At 62.5% G+C, this 19,329-nt stretch carries 21 protein-coding genes; 14 read left to right on the forward strand and 7 right to left on the reverse strand.

Annotated elements, in window-relative coordinates:
• Positions 1-27: 27 nt before the first annotated feature.
• The 4 genes from ACFRFQ_RS28285 to ACFRFQ_RS28300 are packed head-to-tail and all read right to left on the reverse strand — an operon-like array spanning position 28 to position 3,588.
• On the reverse strand, positions 28-1,485 hold the full coding sequence (locus ACFRFQ_RS28285; protein ID WP_378664928.1) for an FAD-dependent oxidoreductase: 1,458 nt from the start codon (positions 1,483-1,485) through the stop codon (positions 28-30).
• On the reverse strand, positions 1,482-2,264 hold the full coding sequence (locus ACFRFQ_RS28290) for an SDR family NAD(P)-dependent oxidoreductase (protein ID WP_378664929.1): 783 nt from the start codon (positions 2,262-2,264) through the stop codon (positions 1,482-1,484). The genes ACFRFQ_RS28285 and ACFRFQ_RS28290 overlap by 4 nt, the downstream gene beginning before the upstream one ends.
• The gene (locus tag ACFRFQ_RS28295; protein WP_378664930.1) at positions 2,257-3,093 is read right to left on the reverse strand and encodes an SDR family NAD(P)-dependent oxidoreductase; all 837 of its coding nucleotides are present in this window, start codon (positions 3,091-3,093) and stop codon (positions 2,257-2,259) included. Before ACFRFQ_RS28295 ends, ACFRFQ_RS28290 begins: the two co-directional genes overlap by 8 nt.
• A gap of 54 nt (positions 3,094-3,147) precedes the next feature.
• Positions 3,148-3,588, reverse strand: coding sequence for a nuclear transport factor 2 family protein (locus tag ACFRFQ_RS28300; RefSeq protein ID WP_378664931.1), 441 nt, complete (start codon positions 3,586-3,588; stop codon positions 3,148-3,150).
• 143 nt (positions 3,589-3,731) lie between these two features.
• Between ACFRFQ_RS28300 and ACFRFQ_RS28305 the strand changes: the two genes are divergently transcribed.
• The 9 genes from ACFRFQ_RS28305 to ACFRFQ_RS28345 all read left to right on the forward strand — a co-directional run bounded on the left by ACFRFQ_RS28305 (position 3,732) and on the right by ACFRFQ_RS28345 (position 12,505).
• Positions 3,732-4,454 carry an IclR family transcriptional regulator gene (locus ACFRFQ_RS28305; protein WP_378664932.1) on the forward strand — a complete coding sequence of 241 codons (723 nt, stop codon included), beginning with the start codon at positions 3,732-3,734 and terminating at the stop codon, positions 4,452-4,454.
• A 101-nt stretch (positions 4,455-4,555) separates the two neighbouring features.
• Entirely contained in the window at positions 4,556-5,521 is a 966-nt protein-coding gene (locus ACFRFQ_RS28310) for a pirin family protein (RefSeq protein WP_033236667.1), read from the forward strand.
• A 1-nt stretch (position 5,522) separates the two neighbouring features.
• Positions 5,523-6,284: a pirin family protein gene (locus tag ACFRFQ_RS28315; RefSeq protein ID WP_378664933.1), complete on the forward strand. Its 762-nt coding sequence runs from the start codon at positions 5,523-5,525 to the stop codon at positions 6,282-6,284.
• Positions 6,285-6,312: 28 nt separating this feature from the next.
• Entirely contained in the window at positions 6,313-7,077 is a 765-nt protein-coding gene (locus ACFRFQ_RS28320) for a pirin family protein (protein WP_378664934.1), read from the forward strand.
• A gap of 45 nt (positions 7,078-7,122) precedes the next feature.
• Positions 7,123-8,046, forward strand: a complete 924-nt coding sequence (locus ACFRFQ_RS28325; RefSeq protein WP_378664935.1) for a PaaI family thioesterase — start codon at positions 7,123-7,125, stop codon at positions 8,044-8,046.
• Between the two features lie 65 nt (positions 8,047-8,111).
• Positions 8,112-9,101, forward strand: coding sequence for a protocatechuate dioxygenase (locus tag ACFRFQ_RS28330; RefSeq protein ID WP_378664936.1), 990 nt, complete (start codon positions 8,112-8,114; stop codon positions 9,099-9,101).
• Between the two features lie 123 nt (positions 9,102-9,224).
• Entirely contained in the window at positions 9,225-9,554 is a 330-nt protein-coding gene (locus ACFRFQ_RS28335) for a hypothetical protein (RefSeq protein WP_378664937.1), read from the forward strand.
• A gap of 95 nt (positions 9,555-9,649) precedes the next feature.
• A complete protein-coding gene (locus tag ACFRFQ_RS28340; protein ID WP_378664938.1) occupies positions 9,650-10,507 on the forward strand; it encodes a DUF559 domain-containing protein in 858 nt (285 codons plus the stop codon).
• A gap of 39 nt (positions 10,508-10,546) precedes the next feature.
• A complete protein-coding gene (locus ACFRFQ_RS28345) occupies positions 10,547-12,505 on the forward strand; it encodes a M13 family metallopeptidase (RefSeq protein ID WP_378664939.1) in 1,959 nt (652 codons plus the stop codon).
• A 59-nt stretch (positions 12,506-12,564) separates the two neighbouring features.
• Here ACFRFQ_RS28345 and ACFRFQ_RS28350 read toward each other — a convergent pair whose 3' ends face one another.
• Complete coding sequence (locus ACFRFQ_RS28350) at positions 12,565-13,479, reverse strand: SDR family oxidoreductase (protein ID WP_378664940.1); 915 nt, start codon at positions 13,477-13,479, stop codon at positions 12,565-12,567.
• Between the two features lie 102 nt (positions 13,480-13,581).
• Here ACFRFQ_RS28350 and echA20 point away from each other — a divergent pair, with 102 nt between their 5' ends.
• From echA20 to ACFRFQ_RS28370, 4 genes are read left to right on the forward strand one after another with little or no spacing between them, the layout of a single operon-like run.
• On the forward strand, positions 13,582-14,358 hold the full coding sequence (echA20, locus tag ACFRFQ_RS28355) for a (7aS)-7a-methyl-1,5-dioxo-2,3,5,6,7,7a-hexahydro-1H-indene-carboxyl-CoA hydrolase (protein ID WP_378664941.1): 777 nt from the start codon (positions 13,582-13,584) through the stop codon (positions 14,356-14,358).
• Between the two features lie 6 nt (positions 14,359-14,364).
• Positions 14,365-15,258, forward strand: a complete 894-nt coding sequence (gene ipdA, locus ACFRFQ_RS28360; RefSeq protein WP_033236659.1) for a cholesterol ring-cleaving hydrolase subunit IpdA — start codon at positions 14,365-14,367, stop codon at positions 15,256-15,258.
• Positions 15,255-16,010 (forward strand): CoA-transferase subunit beta, encoded by a 756-nt coding sequence (locus ACFRFQ_RS28365; RefSeq protein WP_378664942.1) that lies wholly within the window; start codon positions 15,255-15,257, stop codon positions 16,008-16,010. The genes ipdA and ACFRFQ_RS28365 overlap by 4 nt, the downstream gene beginning before the upstream one ends.
• On the forward strand, positions 16,007-17,068 hold the full coding sequence (locus ACFRFQ_RS28370) for an NAD(P)H-dependent flavin oxidoreductase (protein ID WP_378664943.1): 1,062 nt from the start codon (positions 16,007-16,009) through the stop codon (positions 17,066-17,068). The genes ACFRFQ_RS28365 and ACFRFQ_RS28370 overlap by 4 nt, the downstream gene beginning before the upstream one ends.
• A 48-nt stretch (positions 17,069-17,116) precedes the next feature.
• Here the strand turns inward: ACFRFQ_RS28370 and ACFRFQ_RS28375 are convergent, their stop codons facing one another.
• A complete protein-coding gene (locus tag ACFRFQ_RS28375) occupies positions 17,117-18,361 on the reverse strand; it encodes a winged helix-turn-helix domain-containing protein (protein WP_378664944.1) in 1,245 nt (414 codons plus the stop codon).
• Positions 18,362-18,442: 81 nt separating this feature from the next.
• Between ACFRFQ_RS28375 and ACFRFQ_RS28380 the strand changes: the two genes are divergently transcribed.
• On the forward strand, positions 18,443-19,000 hold the full coding sequence (locus tag ACFRFQ_RS28380) for a TIGR03086 family metal-binding protein (protein ID WP_378664945.1): 558 nt from the start codon (positions 18,443-18,445) through the stop codon (positions 18,998-19,000).
• Here the strand turns inward: ACFRFQ_RS28380 and ACFRFQ_RS28385 are convergent.
• Entirely contained in the window at positions 18,997-19,308 is a 312-nt protein-coding gene (locus tag ACFRFQ_RS28385; protein WP_378664999.1) for an HNH endonuclease, read from the reverse strand. The genes ACFRFQ_RS28380 and ACFRFQ_RS28385 overlap by 4 nt on opposite strands.
• Positions 19,309-19,329: the final 21 nt, after the last annotated feature.

A 19,329-nucleotide genomic window follows, 5' to 3' on the forward strand; every position in this document is an offset into this window, starting at 1 on the left:
GAAGTCGTGCAGCGCAAACGATAGACGTCAGGCGTGCGCAATGGAATTGACCGGTGCGCCCGCGGCGCTGGTCTTCGTGAAACTCGCCGCATTGCGTCCCGCAATACGACCCATGGTCAGAGCGTTTGCAACTGCGTTGCCACCGCCCACATATCGCAATCCCAAGATGCCGGCGCCGGCCTCACCGGCTGCGTAGAGCCCCTCGATCGGGACCCCGGTTTTGCCGAGAACTGCTGCACTGCTGTTGATTTCCAGACCCGCGTGGGTGCACACCAGTTCAGCGGGAAGGATCTTTGCCGCGTAGAACGGTGCCGTGTCGATCCGGTCCGGATTGCCGACCGCGCCCTTGTTTCGCAACGTGCGATGACGCAGGAAATCGTCGTCGTATCCGTTTGGCAACTGCTCGTTCCAACGATCTACCGTTGCCACCAGCGTCGACGCCGGCACGCCGATCAGTTCGGCAAGTTCCTCGATAGTGTCGGCTCGAAGTGTACGACCGGCTTCAGCTTCTTCTGCGACGCGCTCAGGGTTCCAGTCGGCATAACCGGGAGTCTGAGTCACCCGGGCGTTCTCGTCGAAGACCATCCAGCCGTAGCCACCTTGCTGGTCGATGATGCCCGTCGAGACCGCGTACGAGCTGTCCTCGTCCATAAACCGCCGACCGTCCTGATTGACGTTGACCCGGGATTTCGGCGGGAAACCGGACTGCCAGTGATGGAAACGCTGGAAGTACACCGTTGGCATGATGAGACCCCAGCCGTCACCGGCAACCGAAGCTCCCAGGTCCTTGGCAAACCGCAGGTGGTCACCACGACTACCGTCGGCAGCAACGACGAACAACGATTCTCCGGCGTGGTTGGCGTCGGGGAAATAACGATCGACAAGCGTCGGATCCTGAGCGAAGCCACCGGAAGCTACGACGACAGCACCGGCCGAAACCTCGATATCGTCCGCCACTACGCCGACAACCCGACCGTCTTCCTCGATCAGCTTCTGCACCCGCGTCCCGAAGATCACTTCGATGCCGTGCTTACGCCGAGCCTTGTCGAGTACCTGAATCAGACCGTATCCCTGGTCTTTCGGGACGTGGCCACGCCAGACATCTTCGACTCCGGCCTGCGCCAGGCCGGGCTGGTGTGCGTTACCCGAGATTACGGCCGGGATCTCGACACCGAGGCCGATGAGCCACTCGAGTGTGGGTGCGGCGTTCTCGCAGAACGCACGAATCAATCCGGGTGCAAGCACCCACTGGTTGAGATCCATGTAGTGCTGGAAAAACTTCTCCGCGGTGTCGTCGATGCCCAGACCTGACTGAACGCTCGTACCGGCTGCGGTGAAGATGCCGGCGGAAAGAGCTGTGGAGCCACCGAGTTCGGTCTCGGATTCGAACAGCAGCACGGAAGCGCCGTCTTCAGCGGCTGATACCGCAGCTGCGAGTCCCGCTCCGCCGCCACCGATGACAACGACATCCCAGTGATCACTCATGAAAGTTCTCCAGTCTCCGCAATGATGCGGTGGTACAAGCCGTTCGAGACCAGCCCGCCGTCCACGGTGATCTCGGTTCCGCTCGTGTAGGTCGACTTGTCGGACAGCAGGAACAGGACGGCCTCGGTGATCTCGTCGAGAGTTGCCATGCGCCCGAAGGGCACTGACTTGAGCGACGCAGCAACGAAGCTGTCAGCACCACCGAGCAGTGCCGTACCGACCAAACCCGGGTGCACCGAGTTGACGCGAATTCCCCACTGCGCAAAGTTGCCTGCGGCCGACTTCGACAGCCCGGTCAGGCCCCATTTGCTCGACGAGTACGCGGGTGAGAAGTATCCGATCTGTCCCGCGATGGACGAGATGTTGACGATGGATCCACCTCCGCTCTCTTGCATCAACGGGGCCACCGCCTTCATGCCGTAGAACGGCCCGAAGAGGTTGATCTTCATGGTCAGTTCCCAAATGTCGTCGGGGGTGTCCATGAATTCGAGACGCCGCGAGATACCGGCGTTGTTGATCAGCCCACCCAGTTCACCGTGCGCGGAGCGGATTTCGTCGACGACCCGGGCCCACGCTGCGGGGTCGGTGACATCGAGCGAATGCGCGGACGCCGAACCTCCGTCGGCGATGATCTCCTCGACCAGAGCGGAGGAATCCGCCACGTCTGCAATGCAGACATGGGAACCACGTGCGGCAAGTGTACGAGCGTGGTGCGCTCCCATACCTCCCGCACCACCCGTAACAAGTACGACGCCTGGATAATTCGTGGTCTCAGACATGCCGCGAACCGCCGTCGACCGCAATGCTGTGGCCGGTCACGTAACGTGCACTGTCCGAGAGCAGGAACAACACCGGGCCGAAGACCTCTTCCGGGGAACCCAAACGGTGCAGCGGGACAGCGTCGAGAGCCTTGGCAAGTGCAGCCGGATCCTCCTGGACCCACTTGGTCATGGCGGTGTCGATATATCCGGGTGCGATGGAGTTGACACGAAGTCCCTTGTCGCCGAACTCAACTGCGAGCGACTCGGTGAGGTGTGCGACGGCTGCCTTCGACGTGCAGTACGCACCGCGTCCCTTGCGGACGCGCAGAGCGGACACCGAAGACATGTTCACGATGGCACCACCGGGCTGCATGTGGCGCGCAGCCGCCTGAGCTCCGTACAGAACACCTTCGACGTTGACGCTCAAGGTCGCACCGATCTGCTCGGGCGTGATCTCTTCAGCCAGTGCAAACGGGAAGATGCCGGCGTTGTTGATCCAGAAGTCGACCTGCCCGAACTCCGCGAGTGCCAGCTTGGCCAGCGTTTCATGATCCTCGGGCTTGGTGACGTCAACGCGGGCGCCGATTACACGGCCAGGCTTGTCCGCCAGGGAGTTTGCACTCAGTGCAGCGTTGATGGTCTCGGCCGTTGCCAGCATCTGCTCTTCATTGATGTCTGCACCGACCACGTTGACTCCGCGTGACGCCAGACCTTCGGCGAACGTCGCACCCATTCCTTGGGCAGCGCCGGTCACTACGGCAACCTTGCCTGCCAGCTCCGGATACACCGCCGACATTTGTGTGGCAACGGTGCGGCCCGGGTTCGTCTGATCAGCGCTAACGGTCATGATATTTGATCTCCTACTGAAATTTTGTCGTACACAAAGACTTACTGAATGCGGTCAGGGTTTGCGTGGCGCATCGTCGCGGAACACGCTGCGGCGGGCAATCTTCCACTCATCGCCGACCCGGATCACTCGATCGATGATCGTTGTCATCCGAACCAATCGCGTATCACCACCGCGTGAGGTGGCGACGATCTGCAGGTAGCCGCACACCGTCAGCTCGGCTTCGGCTGCCGGTTCCACCAACAGGTTGGTAATCACGTGCCGGTGTACCTCGTCAGCCGCTTCGGCGCCTGAGTAGAAGCGACCGGCAAAAGCTTCGAGATCCGAAAAACCGACTACGGGTTCCGGATAGCTGGGCGAATGGAACTCACCGTCAACTGTAAATGTTGCCGCCCAATCCCGTTGCCGCCCAGAGTCGATGAAGTGACTCTGCAATGCGTACAGCTGGTGGATTGCGACAACGTCGTCGGTTGCCACTCCGCGGTAGTCAGTCATGAGGATGTTCTCTCCGGAAACACTGCGTTGGACTCCCCCCAAGGGGGTTGCTCACTTGTTCAATGTGTGCGATAATCGCACAGGCCGTGCGATATGAACAAAGCGTAGGTGGCCCACCTCACAAACGTCAAGGAGCGAACTCGATGCGCGAACTCAGCGATGACCATCGACCACGAATAAGCCCAGTTCAAGTGGATTCCGGCATGTCGAAAACTCTCCACCACGGACTCGAAATTCTGGAGCTCCTCACCTCCTATCCCCACGGGTTGTCGGTCACCGACATCGCCGACGGCATCGGCGTTCACCGGACTGTCGCGCACCGACTCATCCGAACCCTCGAGGCGCATCATCTGTGCCGTAAGGACACTTTCAAGCGCGTCACACTCGGCGCCGGACTGGTCACGCTCGCCGAACCGGTCGAGCAGGATCTGCGAACGCTCGCCCGCCCGATCCTCGAGGAACTTGCCGACGCCACCGAGGCCACGGCCCACCTCGTAGTCCGCGAGAGCGACACGGAAGTTCGCGCACTGATGGTCGTCGAACCGCGCAGCGCCCGCATGCACGTCGCCTTCCGTCCCGGCCAGGTCGATCCGATCGACCGCGGCTCCGCGGGCCTGTCCATGCTTGCCTCCCTCCCACCCGCCGACGGCGAGCGGGACGAAGTACGCCTTGCTCGCGCCCGCGGCTACGCGTCGACGATCGGCGAAATCACCCCTTCGGTCCACGGCATCTCAGCGGCAGTTCCCGGACGCCGCGGCGATGCCATCACCAGTATCGGAATCTCCGCTTTCCACGCCGACGACCAGGACGCACTGGGCGCGGAAGTTATCGCGGCCGCACAAAAACTGGGAAGCTTGTTGCGCTGATCGCCCCCAATGTCGAGCCTCGGGAATATCGCAGGCTCGACATTGTTGACTCCACATGAGATAGTTGAACAATCAACTACCTGAGTGCAAGGAGTTACGACATGCCTGCTGTGACAGTCGAGAACATTTTGGCCCTGCCCCGGCTCGACGAGCCTGCAGCGTCCGCCGTCAGCCGCCCCGTCAAGAGCATCACCACCGCTCCGGTCGGCTACGAAGGTGAAGGCTTCCCCGTACACCGCGCATTCGCGGGCATCGATCTCTCCGCACTCGACCCGTTCATCCACATGGACCAGATGGGTGAGGTCAACTACGCCCCCGGCGAACCCAAGGGCACGCCGTGGCACCCGCACCGCGGCTTCGAAACCGTCACGTACATGATCGACGGCATCATGGAGCACCAGGACTCCAACGGTGGCGGCGGCATTATCGGCGGCGGTGACACCCAGTGGATGACCGCAGGCGGCGGCATCCTCCACATCGAGACTCCCCCGGAGCACCTCGTTGTCAGCGGCGGCCTCTTCCACGGCGTCCAACTGTGGGTGAACCTGCCCCGTGACAACAAGATGGCGGCGCCGCGGTACCAGGACATCACCGGAAACAAGGTGGCCCTGCTTTCCTCGCATGACGGCGGCGCATTGGTTCGCGTCATCGCCGGAGAGATCGCCGGCCACGCCGGACCGGGATCGACCTACACGCCCATCGCGCTCTCCCACACGACCATCGCACCGGGCGCCAGCGTCACCTTGCCGTGGAACCCCGAGTTCAACGCCATCGCGTACGTTCTTGCCGGTGAGGGAACCGTCGGCGCCGAGCGTCGGCCGATCCGCGCAGGCCAGACCGCCGTCTACGGACGCGGCGACTCCATCACCATCGCCGCATCCGATCGCCAGGATTCACGGACCGAATCGCTCGAGGTCTTCATCCTCGGAGGCAAGCCGATCCGCGAGCCCATCGCCATGGCCGGACCGTTTGTCATGAACACCAAGTCCGAGGTCATGCAGGCGTTCGAGGACTTCCAGGCCGGACGCCTCGGCTCCATCCCGGCAGCCCACGAAACTCTGAGCTGACATGTCATCGGTAGTAGTTCAGCGTGCGCATGAACGTGCGCACCTGAACTACGGCTGGCTCACGTCCCGTCACAGCTTTCCCTTCGCCGGAAACTTCGACCACGCTGCCTACGCGCACGGACTGTTGTTGGTCAACAACGACGACATCGTCGAAGCCGGCTCCGGTTTCGACACCCATCAACACCTCGATACCGAAATCGTCACGTGGGTGCTCAGCGGATCCCTGGTCCACCAGGATTCAGCTGGGCATGCCGGCGAAATTCATCGCGGCCTCGCGCAACGAATGAGCGCGGGAACCGGAATCATGCATTCCGAGCGCAACGACACCAGACGCGCCGACGGTACCCGCCACACCGAACCGGTCCATGTCGTCCAAATGTGGATTCCGCCAGACGAATCCGGGATCACTCCGAGCTATCAGGAGCTCGACGTCAATGCCGAACTCGACGCCGGTGGTCTTATCACCTTGGCGTCGGGAATGCCGGCGCACCGCGATCACAGTGCGATCACGCTTCACAACAAGTATGCGGCGCTGCACGTCGCACGGCTCGAACCCGGCCAAGTCATTACACTTCCGGACGCTCCGTATGTTCACGCCTACATCCCGCAGGGTTCCATCGAGGTAGAGGACGTGGACACTCTCAATACTGGAGATTCGTTGCGACTCAAGGAAACCGGCGGACATCGAGTCACCGCCGTGGAGCCAGCAGAAGTTCTGATCTGGGAGATGCACGCCGGACTGCAGCCGCATCTCGTACGCTGAAGGAATTCGGCCCCAAAGGAGGAACGCCATGTCGGCGCTCACAACCCCGCACATCGACGTCCACCGCAGCGGTGATCGCCTGAAATCCCGCATCTCCTGGCTTGATTCAAAACATTCCTTCTCGTTCGGGCAGCACTACGACCCCGACAACACCCACCACGGTCTGCTCCTCGTCAACAACGACGACACTGTGCTGGCCGGCACCGGATTCGACACCCACCCGCACAAGGACATGGAAATCGTGACGTGGGTGCTTCGCGGTTCCCTCGTTCACCAAGACTCCATCGGACACTCCGGAGTCATCTATCCCGGACTCGCGCAACGGATGAGCGCCGGCACCGGAATCATGCACAGTGAAAAGAACGACTCGTGGCGCCTGAGCGGCCGACAGCACTCCGATCCCGTGCACTTCATCCAGATGTGGGTAGCGCCCGACGAGGGCGGACTGACCCCTGGATACGAACAACTCGAAATCGACGACGAACTCCTACGCGGCGGCCTGATCCCCGTCGCCTCCGGAATGGATCGCTACAAAGATCATTCGGCTATCCGCATCAACAACAAATACGCGGCACTACATGTGGCTCGAATTCTCCCGGGAACAAGTGTGAGGCTGCCGAACGCCCCGTTCCTCCATGTCTTCGTAGCGCAAGGAACCGCAGACCTGGAGGGCACCGGCACTCTCTACGAAGGTGACGCTGTGCGCATGAGCGACTCCGGCGGACAACTCGTCACCTCCGAAACCGGTGCCGAAGTACTGGTCTGGGAGATGCACGCACGTATCGGTGGCTGAGACCCGGCGTCAACTCCCATCCCAGGTTCGGGTGATACTCGACGCATGAGCATCGACAACTCCGCGCCCACCGTCAAACTTGATCCACTCAACACTTTGATGGATGTACGCGCAGTGGCGATCACACCGGGTGATCTGACTTTCGCTCAGACAATCGGGAACCGCTTCCACGACCATCGCGGACGAACAGTGCTCGGATCGCTCGGCGTCATGATCGACGGCGCCATGGGCGGCGCTGTGTACTCGGGGCTCACTTCGGGCCATCAGTCGGTGCTCGCTCAGGTCACGGTCAGTGCGGCCGCCGATATCCCGTCGACCGGAACAGTCGGAGCCACCGGTGCACTCGTGCACCTCGATGACGGCGTCGGACTGGCGTCGGGTCAGCTACGCGGTGACGACAACACGCTCCTGGCAGTGATGGCCGGGCGCGCCATGATTGTCTCGCGTCCACCGGTCGTCGCACCCGACGAGTACGTCGCCGGGCCTGCCCTCGACGTACCGGTGCCCGAGGAGGTCAGCGATCTGAACGGGCTGAGCGGCTCCGACGTTGTCGAAGGAATCCTGGCCGGGACCATCAAGCGCGGACCGCTCAATGGACTCCTCGACCTCACTCTGACCGAGGTGACGCCAGGTTCGGTTGTCGGCGAACTCGCGCCGGTCGAATGGATGGCAAATCCCCTCGGCGCAGTCCAGGGCGGTGTACTGATCTCCACAACCGACGCCATCACCGGACTCGCGGCGCAAACCCTCACCACCGCCGAACAGGATTACCGCGTCCTCGATCACAAGATCGATTTCCTGCGCTCACCCGCCATCGGGGGTCCCGTTATGCGCGCCGAAGCCAACGTGATCCGCGCCGGACGCAGGCTCGCACTCATCGAATCGCGCATCGTGGACAACACCGGCCAGGTTTACATCCGCGCCACTTCGAGCGTCCAGATGATCTCCCAGCAAGTTCACAGCCGATAACCAGCCTCGCGCCAGGGCGCTCGTCCACCATTGATTCAACAGCCCAGATCAATGGAGGTAGACGCGTGAACAAAGACATCGAAGCCAGCCGGCAACGAGTGAGCCGTAGACGAGCACTGGCGCTCGGCGGAACCATAAGCCTCGGCGGACTCATCGCCGCATGTTCCGGTAACAACGGCAGCTCCACCACGACGTCCACCGCTGCAGCGTCTACGACCACCGCCGGCACCAGCGCCACCGCTGCCTCGGCAACCTCCGGAGACGCGGTCACCGCACTACTCGCGAAAGCACCGCAGTGCGTCATGAGTGAAGAAGAAACTCAAGGCCCGTACTGGTTCGACGTCGACTCCATCCGCAGCGACATCCGCGAAGACCGACCAGGAACAACTCTCCAGGTCGCACTTCGGGTGCAGGACAACAGCATCTGCAACGCCGACGGCACCGTCGGTGCAGTCAGCAACGCCGTCGTCGAAATCTGGCACTGCGACGCGGGTGGCGTGTACTCCGGCTTCGAGTCCGGTTCCCTGAGCGCAAACGGTGGTGGAGGTGGTGGAACTCCTCCGGCCGGCGGCATGGGCGAACCTCCCGCAGGCGGCATGGGCCAGCCCCCGTCAGGCGGACCCGGCGGTGGCATGGGCGGCGGCATGGGCTCGATGGGCGGCTCGGGCGAAACCTCCGACGGCTCGTACAGCGTCGGCGACAGCGAAGCCACCACCACCGACGACGGCACCTACCTGCGCGGCGCCCAGACCACCGATGCAAACGGGATCGCCCAGTTCACCACCATTTTCCCGGGCTGGTACATGGGCCGCACCACGCACATCCACGTCAAGGTTCACATCGACAAGAAGACCGTCCTGACCACGCAGACCTTCTTCGAGGAGTCCCTTCTCGACGAGGTGTACGCCGTCAGCCCGTACAGCGAGCACACGGGCCGTGAGAGCAACACCAACAATTCCAACGACAGCATCTTCTCCGAGACCGGCATGATGACCGTCGAAAAGCAGTCGGACGGCTCGTACCTCGCCGTCATCAATCTGGGTATCGACGCCTGATCCGATCGTGAAGGATTTTGTTCGCTGAGCGAGCAAAATCCTTCACAATCAAGGGGCCCACAAGGCACCTACATCCCAGCCGACACCGACGGCACATACCGCGTCGGTAGCGGTGACGGCCAGATGCTGCCTGGCCTGTGGAGCACTTCAGGTGGCCGATCCTGCTACTGGGAGCGCACCGGCTACGGCCGGGACATCATTGCCAACAATTTCGGCGGCGGCCCCGAAACAATCGAAATCAGTTGGGGCGATACAAGCTTCACGTCCAACCGATGTGGCGCCTGGCAGCGCCACGCACCGGTTCCCAATCCGATCCCCGGACTTCCGCCGATCGAGGCTGTCGACTACCAGAACATGATGTCTGTGCTCGTCCCTCTCGGCATTGGGTCAGCGGCCGTAGGTTCGTCGATGGGTTCCACGATCCTCCCCGCACTGATCGTCAGCGGGAGCTGATCCGATCGTGAAGGATTTTGTTCGCTGAGCGAGCAAAATCCTTCACGATCAGCGGCCTCGGGGAACCTCCAGCGCCGTGCCACGTCCAAGCAGTCATGAACACCAACAAAATCATGGCGGCCCAGGACGGCGTCATCACCCGAGCGCAGGCAATTAGCAGTGGTGTCAGTTCCGCTGCAATCTCGCGGCGACTGATCTCCGGCGAATGGACGGCCCTGCGCTCCGGGGTCTACCTGCGCGAGGATCGCGAACGGACACCGGCCGTCGATCTGCGTGCGGCCGTCTACAGCACCGATGGTTGCGCACATGGCCCCTCGGCGGCCTGGTGGCACGGACTGCTCAGCAAACCTCCACGCCGCCATTCGGTGACCGTGCCCTTGTCCCGATCCGTCACCTGCGCGGGCGTTCAGGTGCGCCGACGCGACCTCGATCGCCGCGACGTCGACAACCGCCGCTCCCTGCGCGTAACCAGCCTGCCACTGTCAGTGCTGGAGACAGCGGTGGTGGTGTCCGATGGTGCGGAGCTGATGGATCGAGCCCTTCAACGCCACACATCCCTCCCGATTCTCGAAGCGGTGCATCAACGCAACCTCGGTCGCACCGGAAGCGCCGCAGCAAGGAAATTGCTGCGCGCCGCTGGACGGGGCGGCGAATCCGAAGCCGAGCGGATCTTGCATCAGCTTTTGAGATTGCACCGGATCTCCGGCTGGACCACTCAGCACCGAAGCTGCGGCTTTGTCATAGACGTGGCATTTGTCTCGCACGGTATCGCGATCGAGGTCGACGGTTGGGCGTGGCACCGAGATGTCGACCGGTTCAATTCCGACCTGCACCGGCAGAACATTCTGGTCAACGCGGGCTGGCATGTCCTCCGCTTCAGCTGGCATCAATTGACGCTCACACCTGAACTTGTGGTGACGCAGATCGCCCGAGCACTGAACGGCTCACGATAACGACTGAGCGGATTGTGGTGATCGTGTAAGGATGGAGAAATGACCACGGCTCATCGCTCAGGCATCGACCTCACCCACCTAGACAGCGAGACCCGCGCGCAGGACGACCTGTTCGTCCACGTCAACGGGAAATGGCTCGCCGAATACGAGATTCCCGCAGACCGCGCAGTCGACGGCGCTTTCCGCACGCTGTACGACAAGGCCGAGGAAGATGTGCAGACCATCATCACCGAGGCGTCCGCGTCGTCACCGGAGCCGGGTACCGATGCCCAACGCATCGGCGATCTGTACTCCAGTTTCATGGATGCCGACGCTATCGAGGCTGCCGGTCTCACACCGATCGACGACGAACTCGACGCAATCGCGGACGCGGCCGATCGTTCGTCGCTGGCGACGGTAATCGGACGCCATCAGCGCACCGGTGTCGGCGGCGCTATCGCGCATTACGTCGATACGGATGCGAAGAACTCCGAGCGTTATCTCATCCATTTCAGCCAGTCCGGCATCAGCCTGCCCGACGAGTCGTACTACCGCGAAGAGAACTACGCCGAGATCCGCGACAAGTTCGTCGCCCACGCCGAGAAGATGTTCAATCTCGCTGGGCTCGGCTACGAGGCGCAGCGCGTGTTCGACCTCGAGAAGAAGATCGCGGCCGGGCACTGGGACGTCGTGAAGCGTCGTGACGCCGAGTTGAGCTACAACCTCGTCGAATTCGAGGAACTGACCGAGCAGAACCCCGGATTGGATTGGGCTGCTTGGCTGTCCGGCTTGGGAACAACCTCCGATAAGTTCGCGGAAATCGTGGTTCGCCAGCCCGGATTCCTGCACACCTTCACCGCGCTGTGGGCGTCGGAAGAGCTCGACGACTGGAAGGCATGGGCTGCATGGAAGGTCATCCATGCGCGAGCCCCGTATCTGCATTCCTCGTTGGTGGACGAGAACTTCGCGTTCTACGGCACCGCGCTCTCGGGCACCGAAGAGAACCGTGAGCGTTGGAAGCGTGGCGTCGGCCTGGTCCAGGATCTGCTCGGCGAAGCCGTCGGCAAGCTGTACGTGGAGCGCCATTTCCCGGCCGAAGCCAAGGTGCGCATGCAGGAACTGGTCGGCAATCTGCAGGAAGCCTACCGCCGCAACATCTCCGACCTCGAGTGGATGAGCCCGGACACCCGCAAGGCTGCGTTGGCCAAGCTCGAGAAGTTCACCCCCAAGATCGGCTATCCCGACAAGTGGCGTGACTACTCGGGTCTCGAGATCTCGGCGACGGATGTCGTCGGAAACTACCGCCGTGGATACGCCGCGGAATACGACCGCGACCTCGCCAAGCTGGGTGGCCCCGTCGACCGCGACGAGTGGTTCATGACCCCGCAGACGGTCAATGCGTACTACAACCCGGGTATGAACGAAATCGTGTTTCCCGCAGCCATTTTGCAGCCGCCGTTCTTCGACGCCGCCGCTGACGACGCCGCCAACTACGGTGGAATCGGTGCCGTCATCGGTCACGAGATCGGGCACGGTTTCGACGATCAGGGTGCCAAGTACGACGGCGACGGCAACATGGTCGACTGGTGGACCGACGACGATCGCACCGAATTCGGTAAGCGCACAAAGGCTTTGATCGAGCAGTACAACGAATTCGAGCCCAAGGAACTGCCGGGCCATCACGTCAACGGTGAGTTCACGATCGGCGAGAACATCGGCGATCTGGGTGGGCTGTCCATCGCGATCGCGGCGTACAAGATCGCGACCGAAGGCACCGAACCGCCTGTCATCGACGGGCTCACCGGTTTGCAGCGCGTGTTCTTCGGATGGGCTCAGGTGTGGCGGACCAAGGCGCGCGAGGCCGAGGCACTGCGTCGACTCGCCGTCGACCCGCATTCGCCGCCGGAGTTCCGCTGCAACGGCGTCGTCCGCAACCTCGACACCTTCCACGAGGAGTTCGACGTCAAGCCCGGTGATGCACTGTATTTGGAGCCGGAAAAGCGCGTAAAGATCTGGTGATCTGATCCTGAAGGATTTCGTTCGCTGAGCGATCGAAATCCTTCAGGATCAGTGAGTGCTTAAGCTCCGTACACCGGCGTCGGGGTCTCGGCCTTCTCCAACAGCGATGCCACGACGGGTCCGATTTCCTTCGGGTCCCAGCGATCGCCCTTGTCTTCGCTCGGGCCGTGACGCCAGCCTTCGGCGACGGTGATCTTGCCACCCTCGATCTCGAAGACGCGTCCCGTGACGTCCTTGGACTCGGCGCTACCGAGCCACACGACGAGCGGTGAGACGTTCTCCGGAGCCATGGCGTCGAAGCCCTCTTCCGGAGCTGCCATTGCTTCGGCCATTGCGCCGCCGGCACCAACCGTCATGCGGGTACGCGCGGACGGTGCAATCGCGTTGACGCTGACGCCGTAGTTCTTGAACTCTGCTGCTGCCTGGATGGTCATCTCGGCGATGCCGGCCTTAGCTGCGGCGTAGTTGCCCTGGCCGATGGAGCCCTGCAGTCCGGCGCCCGAGCTGGTGTTGATGATGCGTGCGTCGATCGGATTGCCGGCCTTGGCCTCGGCGCGCCAGTAGGCAGCGGCGTGACGCAGGGGCGCGAAGTGGCCCTTGAGGTGCACGCGCGTGACGGCGTCCCATTCGGCTTCGCTCATGCCGACCAGCATCCGGTCACGCAGGAAGCCTGCGTTGTTGACCAGTACGTCGAGGCGGCCGAAGTTGTCGATGGCGGTCTTGACGAGGTTTTCCGCACCGGCCCAGTCCGCGACGTCGTCACCGTTGACAACAGCCTCGCCGCCCGCGGCGATGATTTCTGCGACTACCTGCTCGGCCGGGCTCTCGCCGGTTGCGGAGCCGTCAGCACCTGCGCCGATGTCGTTGACGACGACCTTGGCGCCCTCTGCCGCGAATGCCAGTGCGTGCGCGCGTCCGATACCGCGGCCTGCCCCGGTGATGATGACTACGCGTCCATCGACCAATCCACTCATTTTTATCTCCTATTGCACTCTGCTCGGGCTTGTCGGCTCCGCTTGTGTGCTAACTTACCAAGCAATCGCTTGGTTTGGTACACAGACGTAAGGAAACCCGCTATGGGCATCAGCACCTCCTCCGACGGGACCGGCATCACCACGGTCACCATCGACTACGCACCGGTCAATGCAATCCCGTCGCAGGGATGGTTCGATCTCGCCGACGCGATCCTCGCCGCAGGTAGAGACCTCAATACCCACGTCGTGATTCTTCGAGCCGAAGGCCGCGGATTCAACGCCGGCGTCGACATCAAGGAGATGCAGGCTACCGACGGCTACGACGCTCTTGTCGCTGCCAACCGCGGTTGCGCTGCTGCTTTTGCCGCGGTCTACGACTGCGCCGTTCCGGTCGTCGTGGCAGTCAACGGCTTCTGCGTCGGCGGCGGCATCGGCCTGGTCGGCAACGCTGACGTCATCGTCGCTTCGGACGACGCGATCTTCTCTCTCCCCGAGGTCGACCGCGGCGCACTCGGCGCAGCAACACACCTCGCTCGCCTGGTACCGCAGCACATGATGCGCACGCTGTACTACACGGCACAGAGCGTCGACGCCCACACACTCAAGCAGTTCGGCAGCGTGTACGACGTCGTCCCGCGCGAGAAGCTCGACGATTGCGCTCGCGAGATCGCCGCCAAGATCGCCGCCAAGGACACCCGCATCATCCGGTGCGCGAAGGAAGCCATCAACGGCATCGACCCCGTCGACGTCAAGAGCAGCTACCGCCTCGAGCAGGGATACACCTTCGAGCTCAACCTCCTCGGTGTGTCCGACGAGCATCGGGACGAGTTCGTCGCAACCGGCAAGCCGCGTGAGAACGCAACCCAGAAGGAAGGCTGAGACATCATGGCAAGCAAGCGTGACAAGACAATGTCGCTCGACGAGGTTGTCGGCGAGCTTCGCTCCGGAATGACCATCGGATTGGGCGGCTGGGGATCTCGCCGTAAGCCGATGGCTTTCGTTCGCGCGATCCTGCGTTCGGACATCAAGGACCTCACGGTCGTCACGTACGGCGGACCGGACCTCGGCCTGCTGTGCTCGGCCGGCAAGGTCAAGAAGGCGTACTACGGCTTCGTGTCCCTGGACTCGGCTCCGTTCTACGATCCGTGGTTTGCCAAGGCGCGCACCAACGGTGAGATCGAATCCCGCGAAATGGATGAGGGAATGGTCAAGTGCGGCCTCGAAGCCGCGGCCGCCCGTCTCCCCTTCCTCCCGATCCGCGCAGGCCTGGGATCGGACGTCCGTAACTTCTGGGGCGACGAACTCAAGACCGTCACCTCCCCGTACCCCGAGGCCGACGGCCGCTCCGAGACCCTGATCGCGATGCCCGCACTCAACCTCGACGCATCGTTCGTGCACCTCAACCTCGGCGACAAGCACGGCAACGCCGCATACAACGGCGTCGACCCGTACTTCGACGACCTGTACTGCATGGCGGCAGAGAAGCGCTACGTCTCCGTCGAGCGCATCGTCGAAACCGAGGAACTGGTCAAATCCGTTCCGCTGCAGAATCTTCTGATCAACCGCATGATGGTCGACGGCGTCGTCGAGGCCCCGAACGGTGCACACTTCACGCTCGCCGGTGAAAGCTACGGCCGCGACGAGAAGTTCCAGCGTCACTACGCCGAAGCCGCCAAGACCCCCGAGTCGTGGCAGGCGTTTGTCGACACCTTCCTCTCCGGCAGCGAAGAGGACTACCAAGCAGCAGTAAAGAAGTTCGCAGAGGAGCAAGCGTCATGAGCGAATCCACCGTCACCCGCGCAGAGTACGTAGTCCTGGCTTGCGCCGAAATCTTTTCCGGCGCAGGTGAGATCATGGCCAGCCCGATGTCGACGTCGTCGACCATCGGCGCTCGCCTGGCCCGTCTGACCACCGAACCCGATCTCCTGATCACCGACGGCGAAGCCCTCATCCTCGAGGACACCCCGGCAGTGGGAACGAAGGGCCCCATCGAAGGATGGATGCCGTTCCGCAAGGTGTTCGACGTGGTTGCTTCCGGTCGTCGCCACGTCGTCATGGGCGCAAACCAGCTCGACCGCCACGGTAACCAGAACCTCTCCGCTTTCGGCCCGCTGCAGCAGCCGTCGCGTCAGATGTTCGGTGTGCGCGGAGCTCCGGGCAACACGATCAACCACGCCACGAGCTACTTCGTCCCCAAGCACTCCAAGCGAGTGTTCGTCGACAAGGTCGACGTGGTGTGCGGCGTCGGCTACGACCAGATCGATCCCGAGAACCCGGCATACAAGTACCTCGACATCCCGCGCGTTGTCACCAACCTCGGTGTCTTCGACTTCGGCGGACCGGGAAACACCTTCCGCGCGTTGAGCCTTCACCCCGGTGTCACGGCCGAAGAGGTTGCCGAGAACACCTCGTTCGAGGTTGCCGGACTCGCCGAGGCCGGTATCACCCGTGACCCCACCGCCGAGGAACTCCACCTCATCCGCGAGACCCTCGACCCGCGCAACCTGCGGGACCGTGAGGTCTCGGCATGACCCCCACGCTGAAGACTGCGCTGACCGAACTGGTCGGCGTCGACTACCCGATTGTGCAGACGGGCATGGGCTGGGTTTCCGGTCCCGCTCTGACGTCGGCAACGGCAAATGCGGGCGGTCTCGGCATCCTGGCTTCGGCCACGATGACGTACGACGAGCTCGAGCACGCGATCAAGAAGACGAAGCAGCTCACGAACAAGCCGTTCGGCGTCAACATGCGCGCCGACGCCTCGGACGCCAAGCAGCGCATCGATCTGCTGATCCGCGAAGGCGTCAAGGTTGCATCATTTGCCTTGGCTCCCAAGAAGGATCTGATCTCCAAGCTCAAGGACAACGGCATTGTCGTCGTACCGTCGATCGGTGCCGCGAAGCACGCGGTCAAGGTTGCGTCCTGGGGCGCGGACGCCGTCGTCGTCCAGGGCGGCGAGGGTGGCGGTCACACCGGCGGTGTGGCAACGACGCTTCTGCTCCCCTCGGTTCTCGACGCCGTTGACATCCCGGTTATTGCCGGTGGTGGCTTCTTCGACGGTCGCGGCCTGGCTGCAGCGTTGGCTTACGGCGCTGCCGGCGTCGCGATGGGCACTCGTTTCCTGCTCACGAGCGATTCCTCCGTACCTGATTCCGTCAAGCAGGAATACCTCAAGCGCGGCCTGACGGATACGACGGTGTCACGCAAGGTCGACGGCATGCCGCACCGCGTGCTCAACACCGACCTGGTGAACAGTCTCGAGCAGTCAAGCTATGTTTCCGGTCTGATTGCCGCTGCCAAGAACGCCACAAAGTTCAAGGCCATGACGGGCATGAAGTGGTCGACCCTGGCCAAGGACGGCCTCGCGATGAAGCGGTCCGGCGACCGCACCGTGCAGCAGATCATCATGGCTGCCAATACCCCGATGTTACTCAAAGCCGGTCTGGTGGAAGGTAACACCGAAGCCGGTGTGCTGGCGTCGGGTCAGGTTGTCGGCATGATCAACGATCTGCCCAGCTGCAAGGAACTGATCGAGTCCATCATGGAAGACGCCGTCAAGCGCATCGACGCGCTGGCTGCTCTTCGCTGAATCACGTAACCATCACTGAGTGCGCCTCCCCACGTCGGGGCGGCGCACTCAGTGCGTGTGCGCTGTGTCGTACGCGTTGTCCGGCACCGCTCTCATCGCGGCGGACAATTCCTGAGACAGCGTGCCTTTGTCCTCCACCTCTACGGTGCCGCATCCCTGCCACTGTGCAGTTCTGCGAAGGAGCTCCGCCAGTCGAGGCGCAGTATCGGTGTCCGCGGTGGGTTCTGCCCACGCGGAGCGGACGAGCAGCCGACGGTTCTGCCGGTCGTTCTTGAGATCGACTCGGGCACAGATCTTGTCGTCGATCAGAACCGGAAGCACGTAGTAGCCGTGAACACGCTTGTGCGCCGGGGTGTAGATCTCGATCCGGTAGTGGAAGTCGAAGAGTCGCAACGCTCGATCACGCGCCCACACCACGGGATCGAAAGGTGACAACAGAGCGTCAGCTCGAATTGCCCTGGGCCGCTTGGCTTGAGGATCAATCCACACCTCCCGCGGTTTTCCTCGACGCTCCCATCCCTCGACGGAGGCGAGGCGCACGCTGCCGACGTCTTCGAGCTCGTGCAATGCAACTCTTGTCTCTGCGCTTGGTAGCCGAAAGTAGTCGGCGATATCGTCGAGAGTGCCAAGCCCGTGTGCCTTCACTCCCCGCAATACGAGCTCACGGATCGCGTCCGGCCGCTCGACCTTGGCGTCGAGGATTGCCGGTGGCAAGATGTGCTCGGCGAGTGCGTATCGACGTTCGAACCCCGCTCGACCAGCCGATACCACCTCACCCCACCGGAACAGGGTCTCCAGGCCGAATTTCACGTCCGACCAGCCCCACCACGGACCGCGACGCCTGTTCGCGTCGTGCTCGACCTCGCTCGCCGCCATCGGCCCGTTGTCGCGTAATTCGCTGCGCAGCCACTCGAGGAAGTCAAGACGCTCGGACGCCCATCCGTCCTTGTCTGCGAGGGCCTTTTCCCGAAACTGATCCATTCGCCAACGGAAAAGCGGCCACATGTCGATGGGTAGGAACGTCGCTTCGTGACCCCAGTATTCGAGGTATCCCGATCCGGGTGCAAAGGCGAGCTGATCGAGTCTCGACTTGTCGTACGCACCCGTGCGCGCGTAGATCGGCAGGTAGTGACTGCGCTCGAAAACGTTGACCGAATCGATTTGCAGCACCTGCAATCGGTCCATTACCCCGATCAGGTTGCGTCGCGTCACCGTGGCGGGGTGCGCTTTGCCGAACCCCTGAGCTGCAAGCGCGATGCGGCGCGCCGCGGCTGGTGACACAACTTCGCTCATACTCGAGGAGACTAGCCATCACCACCGACAGCAAATTCGAGAACCCCGATTGAGCCCGCCGAAATCGGGTTACCCTCGAGTGTGGAATTCGATTGGCTCGAACTTGTGCTCACTGCCCACCGTGAATTCGGTTCACGACTCGCTCAGGTCGAGGACTGGGCTGCGCCCACTCCCGATTCCGACTGGCAGGTGGAACACCTGGTTCGTCATGTGATCGAGGAGCAACAGTGGGTGCCACCTCTACTGTCCGGGCTGACGGTGGGCGAAGCGACACCGGACATCGTTCCGGTGGGCGACGATCTGTGGACCGAATGGCAGAAGTACTCCGAGGCCGCGATCAATGCCTGGAAGTCGACCAATCTCGATACGCAGGTTCATCTGTCCTACGGCACGGTGAACATGGAGCCGTATCTGCGTCAGCAGACCTCTGACGTCACGATTCACGCGTGGGATCTGGCGCGAGCCGTCGGTGCGGACGATCGGCTGGATCAGACGCTCGTCGAAGCCGTCTGGTCCGATCTCGACGGCCAGCGCGACATGCTTGCCGAAAGTGGTTTGTTTGCCGCCCCGGTCGAGGTTCCCGACGACTCGTCTCTGCAGGACAAGTTGATGGCACTCACCGGCCGTGATCCACGTTAGAGAAGTTCCGTCTCCGTGAAACGCGCTCTCAGCGCGATACCGATCTCGGCGTGACGGAGTAGGAACGACTTCTCGTCGTACCCTTTGCGACGCAGCCAGAGTGTGACTTCGCTGTTGCACTTGCTGGCATTGCACGACGCGCAGGCCGGCGCAATGTTGTCGAGCGTGTAACGACCGCCGCGCGAGATCGCCAGAACACAGTCACGTTGCAGCGGTACGTCCTGCGCGCCGCAGTAGGCGCACCCGTCCCACGAGGATCTGAGTGCGGCCCACTGCTCTGCGCTGAGGTCGTGTGTCGTGCTGTCCATCCGGCGTTTACGTTTGCGCGC

Source organism: Rhodococcus sp. NPDC056743, from assembly GCF_042790355.1.
Classification (GTDB): Bacteria; Actinomycetota; Actinomycetes; order Mycobacteriales; family Mycobacteriaceae; genus Rhodococcus_F.

Excerpts from the sequence above, each read along its gene's own strand:
- ACFRFQ_RS28285 (WP_378664928.1), bottom strand. The coding sequence starts at position 1,485 with ATGAGTGATCACTGGGATGTCGTTGTCATCGGTGGCGGCGGAGCGGGA.
- ACFRFQ_RS28290 (WP_378664929.1), bottom strand. The coding sequence starts at position 2,264 with ATGTCTGAGACCACGAATTATCCAGGCGTCGTACTTGTTACGGGTGGT.
- ACFRFQ_RS28295 (WP_378664930.1), bottom strand. The coding sequence starts at position 3,093 with ATGACCGTTAGCGCTGATCAGACGAACCCGGGCCGCACCGTTGCCACA.
- ACFRFQ_RS28300 (WP_378664931.1), bottom strand. The coding sequence starts at position 3,588 with ATGACTGACTACCGCGGAGTGGCAACCGACGACGTTGTCGCAATCCAC.
- ACFRFQ_RS28305 (WP_378664932.1), top strand. The coding sequence starts at position 3,732 with ATGCGCGAACTCAGCGATGACCATCGACCACGAATAAGCCCAGTTCAA.
- ACFRFQ_RS28310 (WP_033236667.1), top strand. The coding sequence starts at position 4,556 with ATGCCTGCTGTGACAGTCGAGAACATTTTGGCCCTGCCCCGGCTCGAC.
- ACFRFQ_RS28315 (WP_378664933.1), top strand. The coding sequence starts at position 5,523 with ATGTCATCGGTAGTAGTTCAGCGTGCGCATGAACGTGCGCACCTGAAC.
- ACFRFQ_RS28320 (WP_378664934.1), top strand. The coding sequence starts at position 6,313 with ATGTCGGCGCTCACAACCCCGCACATCGACGTCCACCGCAGCGGTGAT.
- ACFRFQ_RS28325 (WP_378664935.1), top strand. The coding sequence starts at position 7,123 with ATGAGCATCGACAACTCCGCGCCCACCGTCAAACTTGATCCACTCAAC.
- ACFRFQ_RS28335 (WP_378664937.1), top strand. The coding sequence starts at position 9,225 with ATGCTGCCTGGCCTGTGGAGCACTTCAGGTGGCCGATCCTGCTACTGG.
- ACFRFQ_RS28340 (WP_378664938.1), top strand. The coding sequence starts at position 9,650 with ATGAACACCAACAAAATCATGGCGGCCCAGGACGGCGTCATCACCCGA.
- ACFRFQ_RS28345 (WP_378664939.1), top strand. The coding sequence starts at position 10,547 with ATGACCACGGCTCATCGCTCAGGCATCGACCTCACCCACCTAGACAGC.
- ACFRFQ_RS28350 (WP_378664940.1), bottom strand. The coding sequence starts at position 13,479 with ATGAGTGGATTGGTCGATGGACGCGTAGTCATCATCACCGGGGCAGGC.
- echA20 (WP_378664941.1), top strand. The coding sequence starts at position 13,582 with ATGGGCATCAGCACCTCCTCCGACGGGACCGGCATCACCACGGTCACC.
- ipdA (WP_033236659.1), top strand. The coding sequence starts at position 14,365 with ATGGCAAGCAAGCGTGACAAGACAATGTCGCTCGACGAGGTTGTCGGC.
- ACFRFQ_RS28365 (WP_378664942.1), top strand. The coding sequence starts at position 15,255 with ATGAGCGAATCCACCGTCACCCGCGCAGAGTACGTAGTCCTGGCTTGC.
- ACFRFQ_RS28370 (WP_378664943.1), top strand. The coding sequence starts at position 16,007 with ATGACCCCCACGCTGAAGACTGCGCTGACCGAACTGGTCGGCGTCGAC.
- ACFRFQ_RS28375 (WP_378664944.1), bottom strand. The coding sequence starts at position 18,361 with ATGAGCGAAGTTGTGTCACCAGCCGCGGCGCGCCGCATCGCGCTTGCA.
- ACFRFQ_RS28385 (WP_378664999.1), bottom strand. The coding sequence starts at position 19,308 with ATGGACAGCACGACACACGACCTCAGCGCAGAGCAGTGGGCCGCACTC.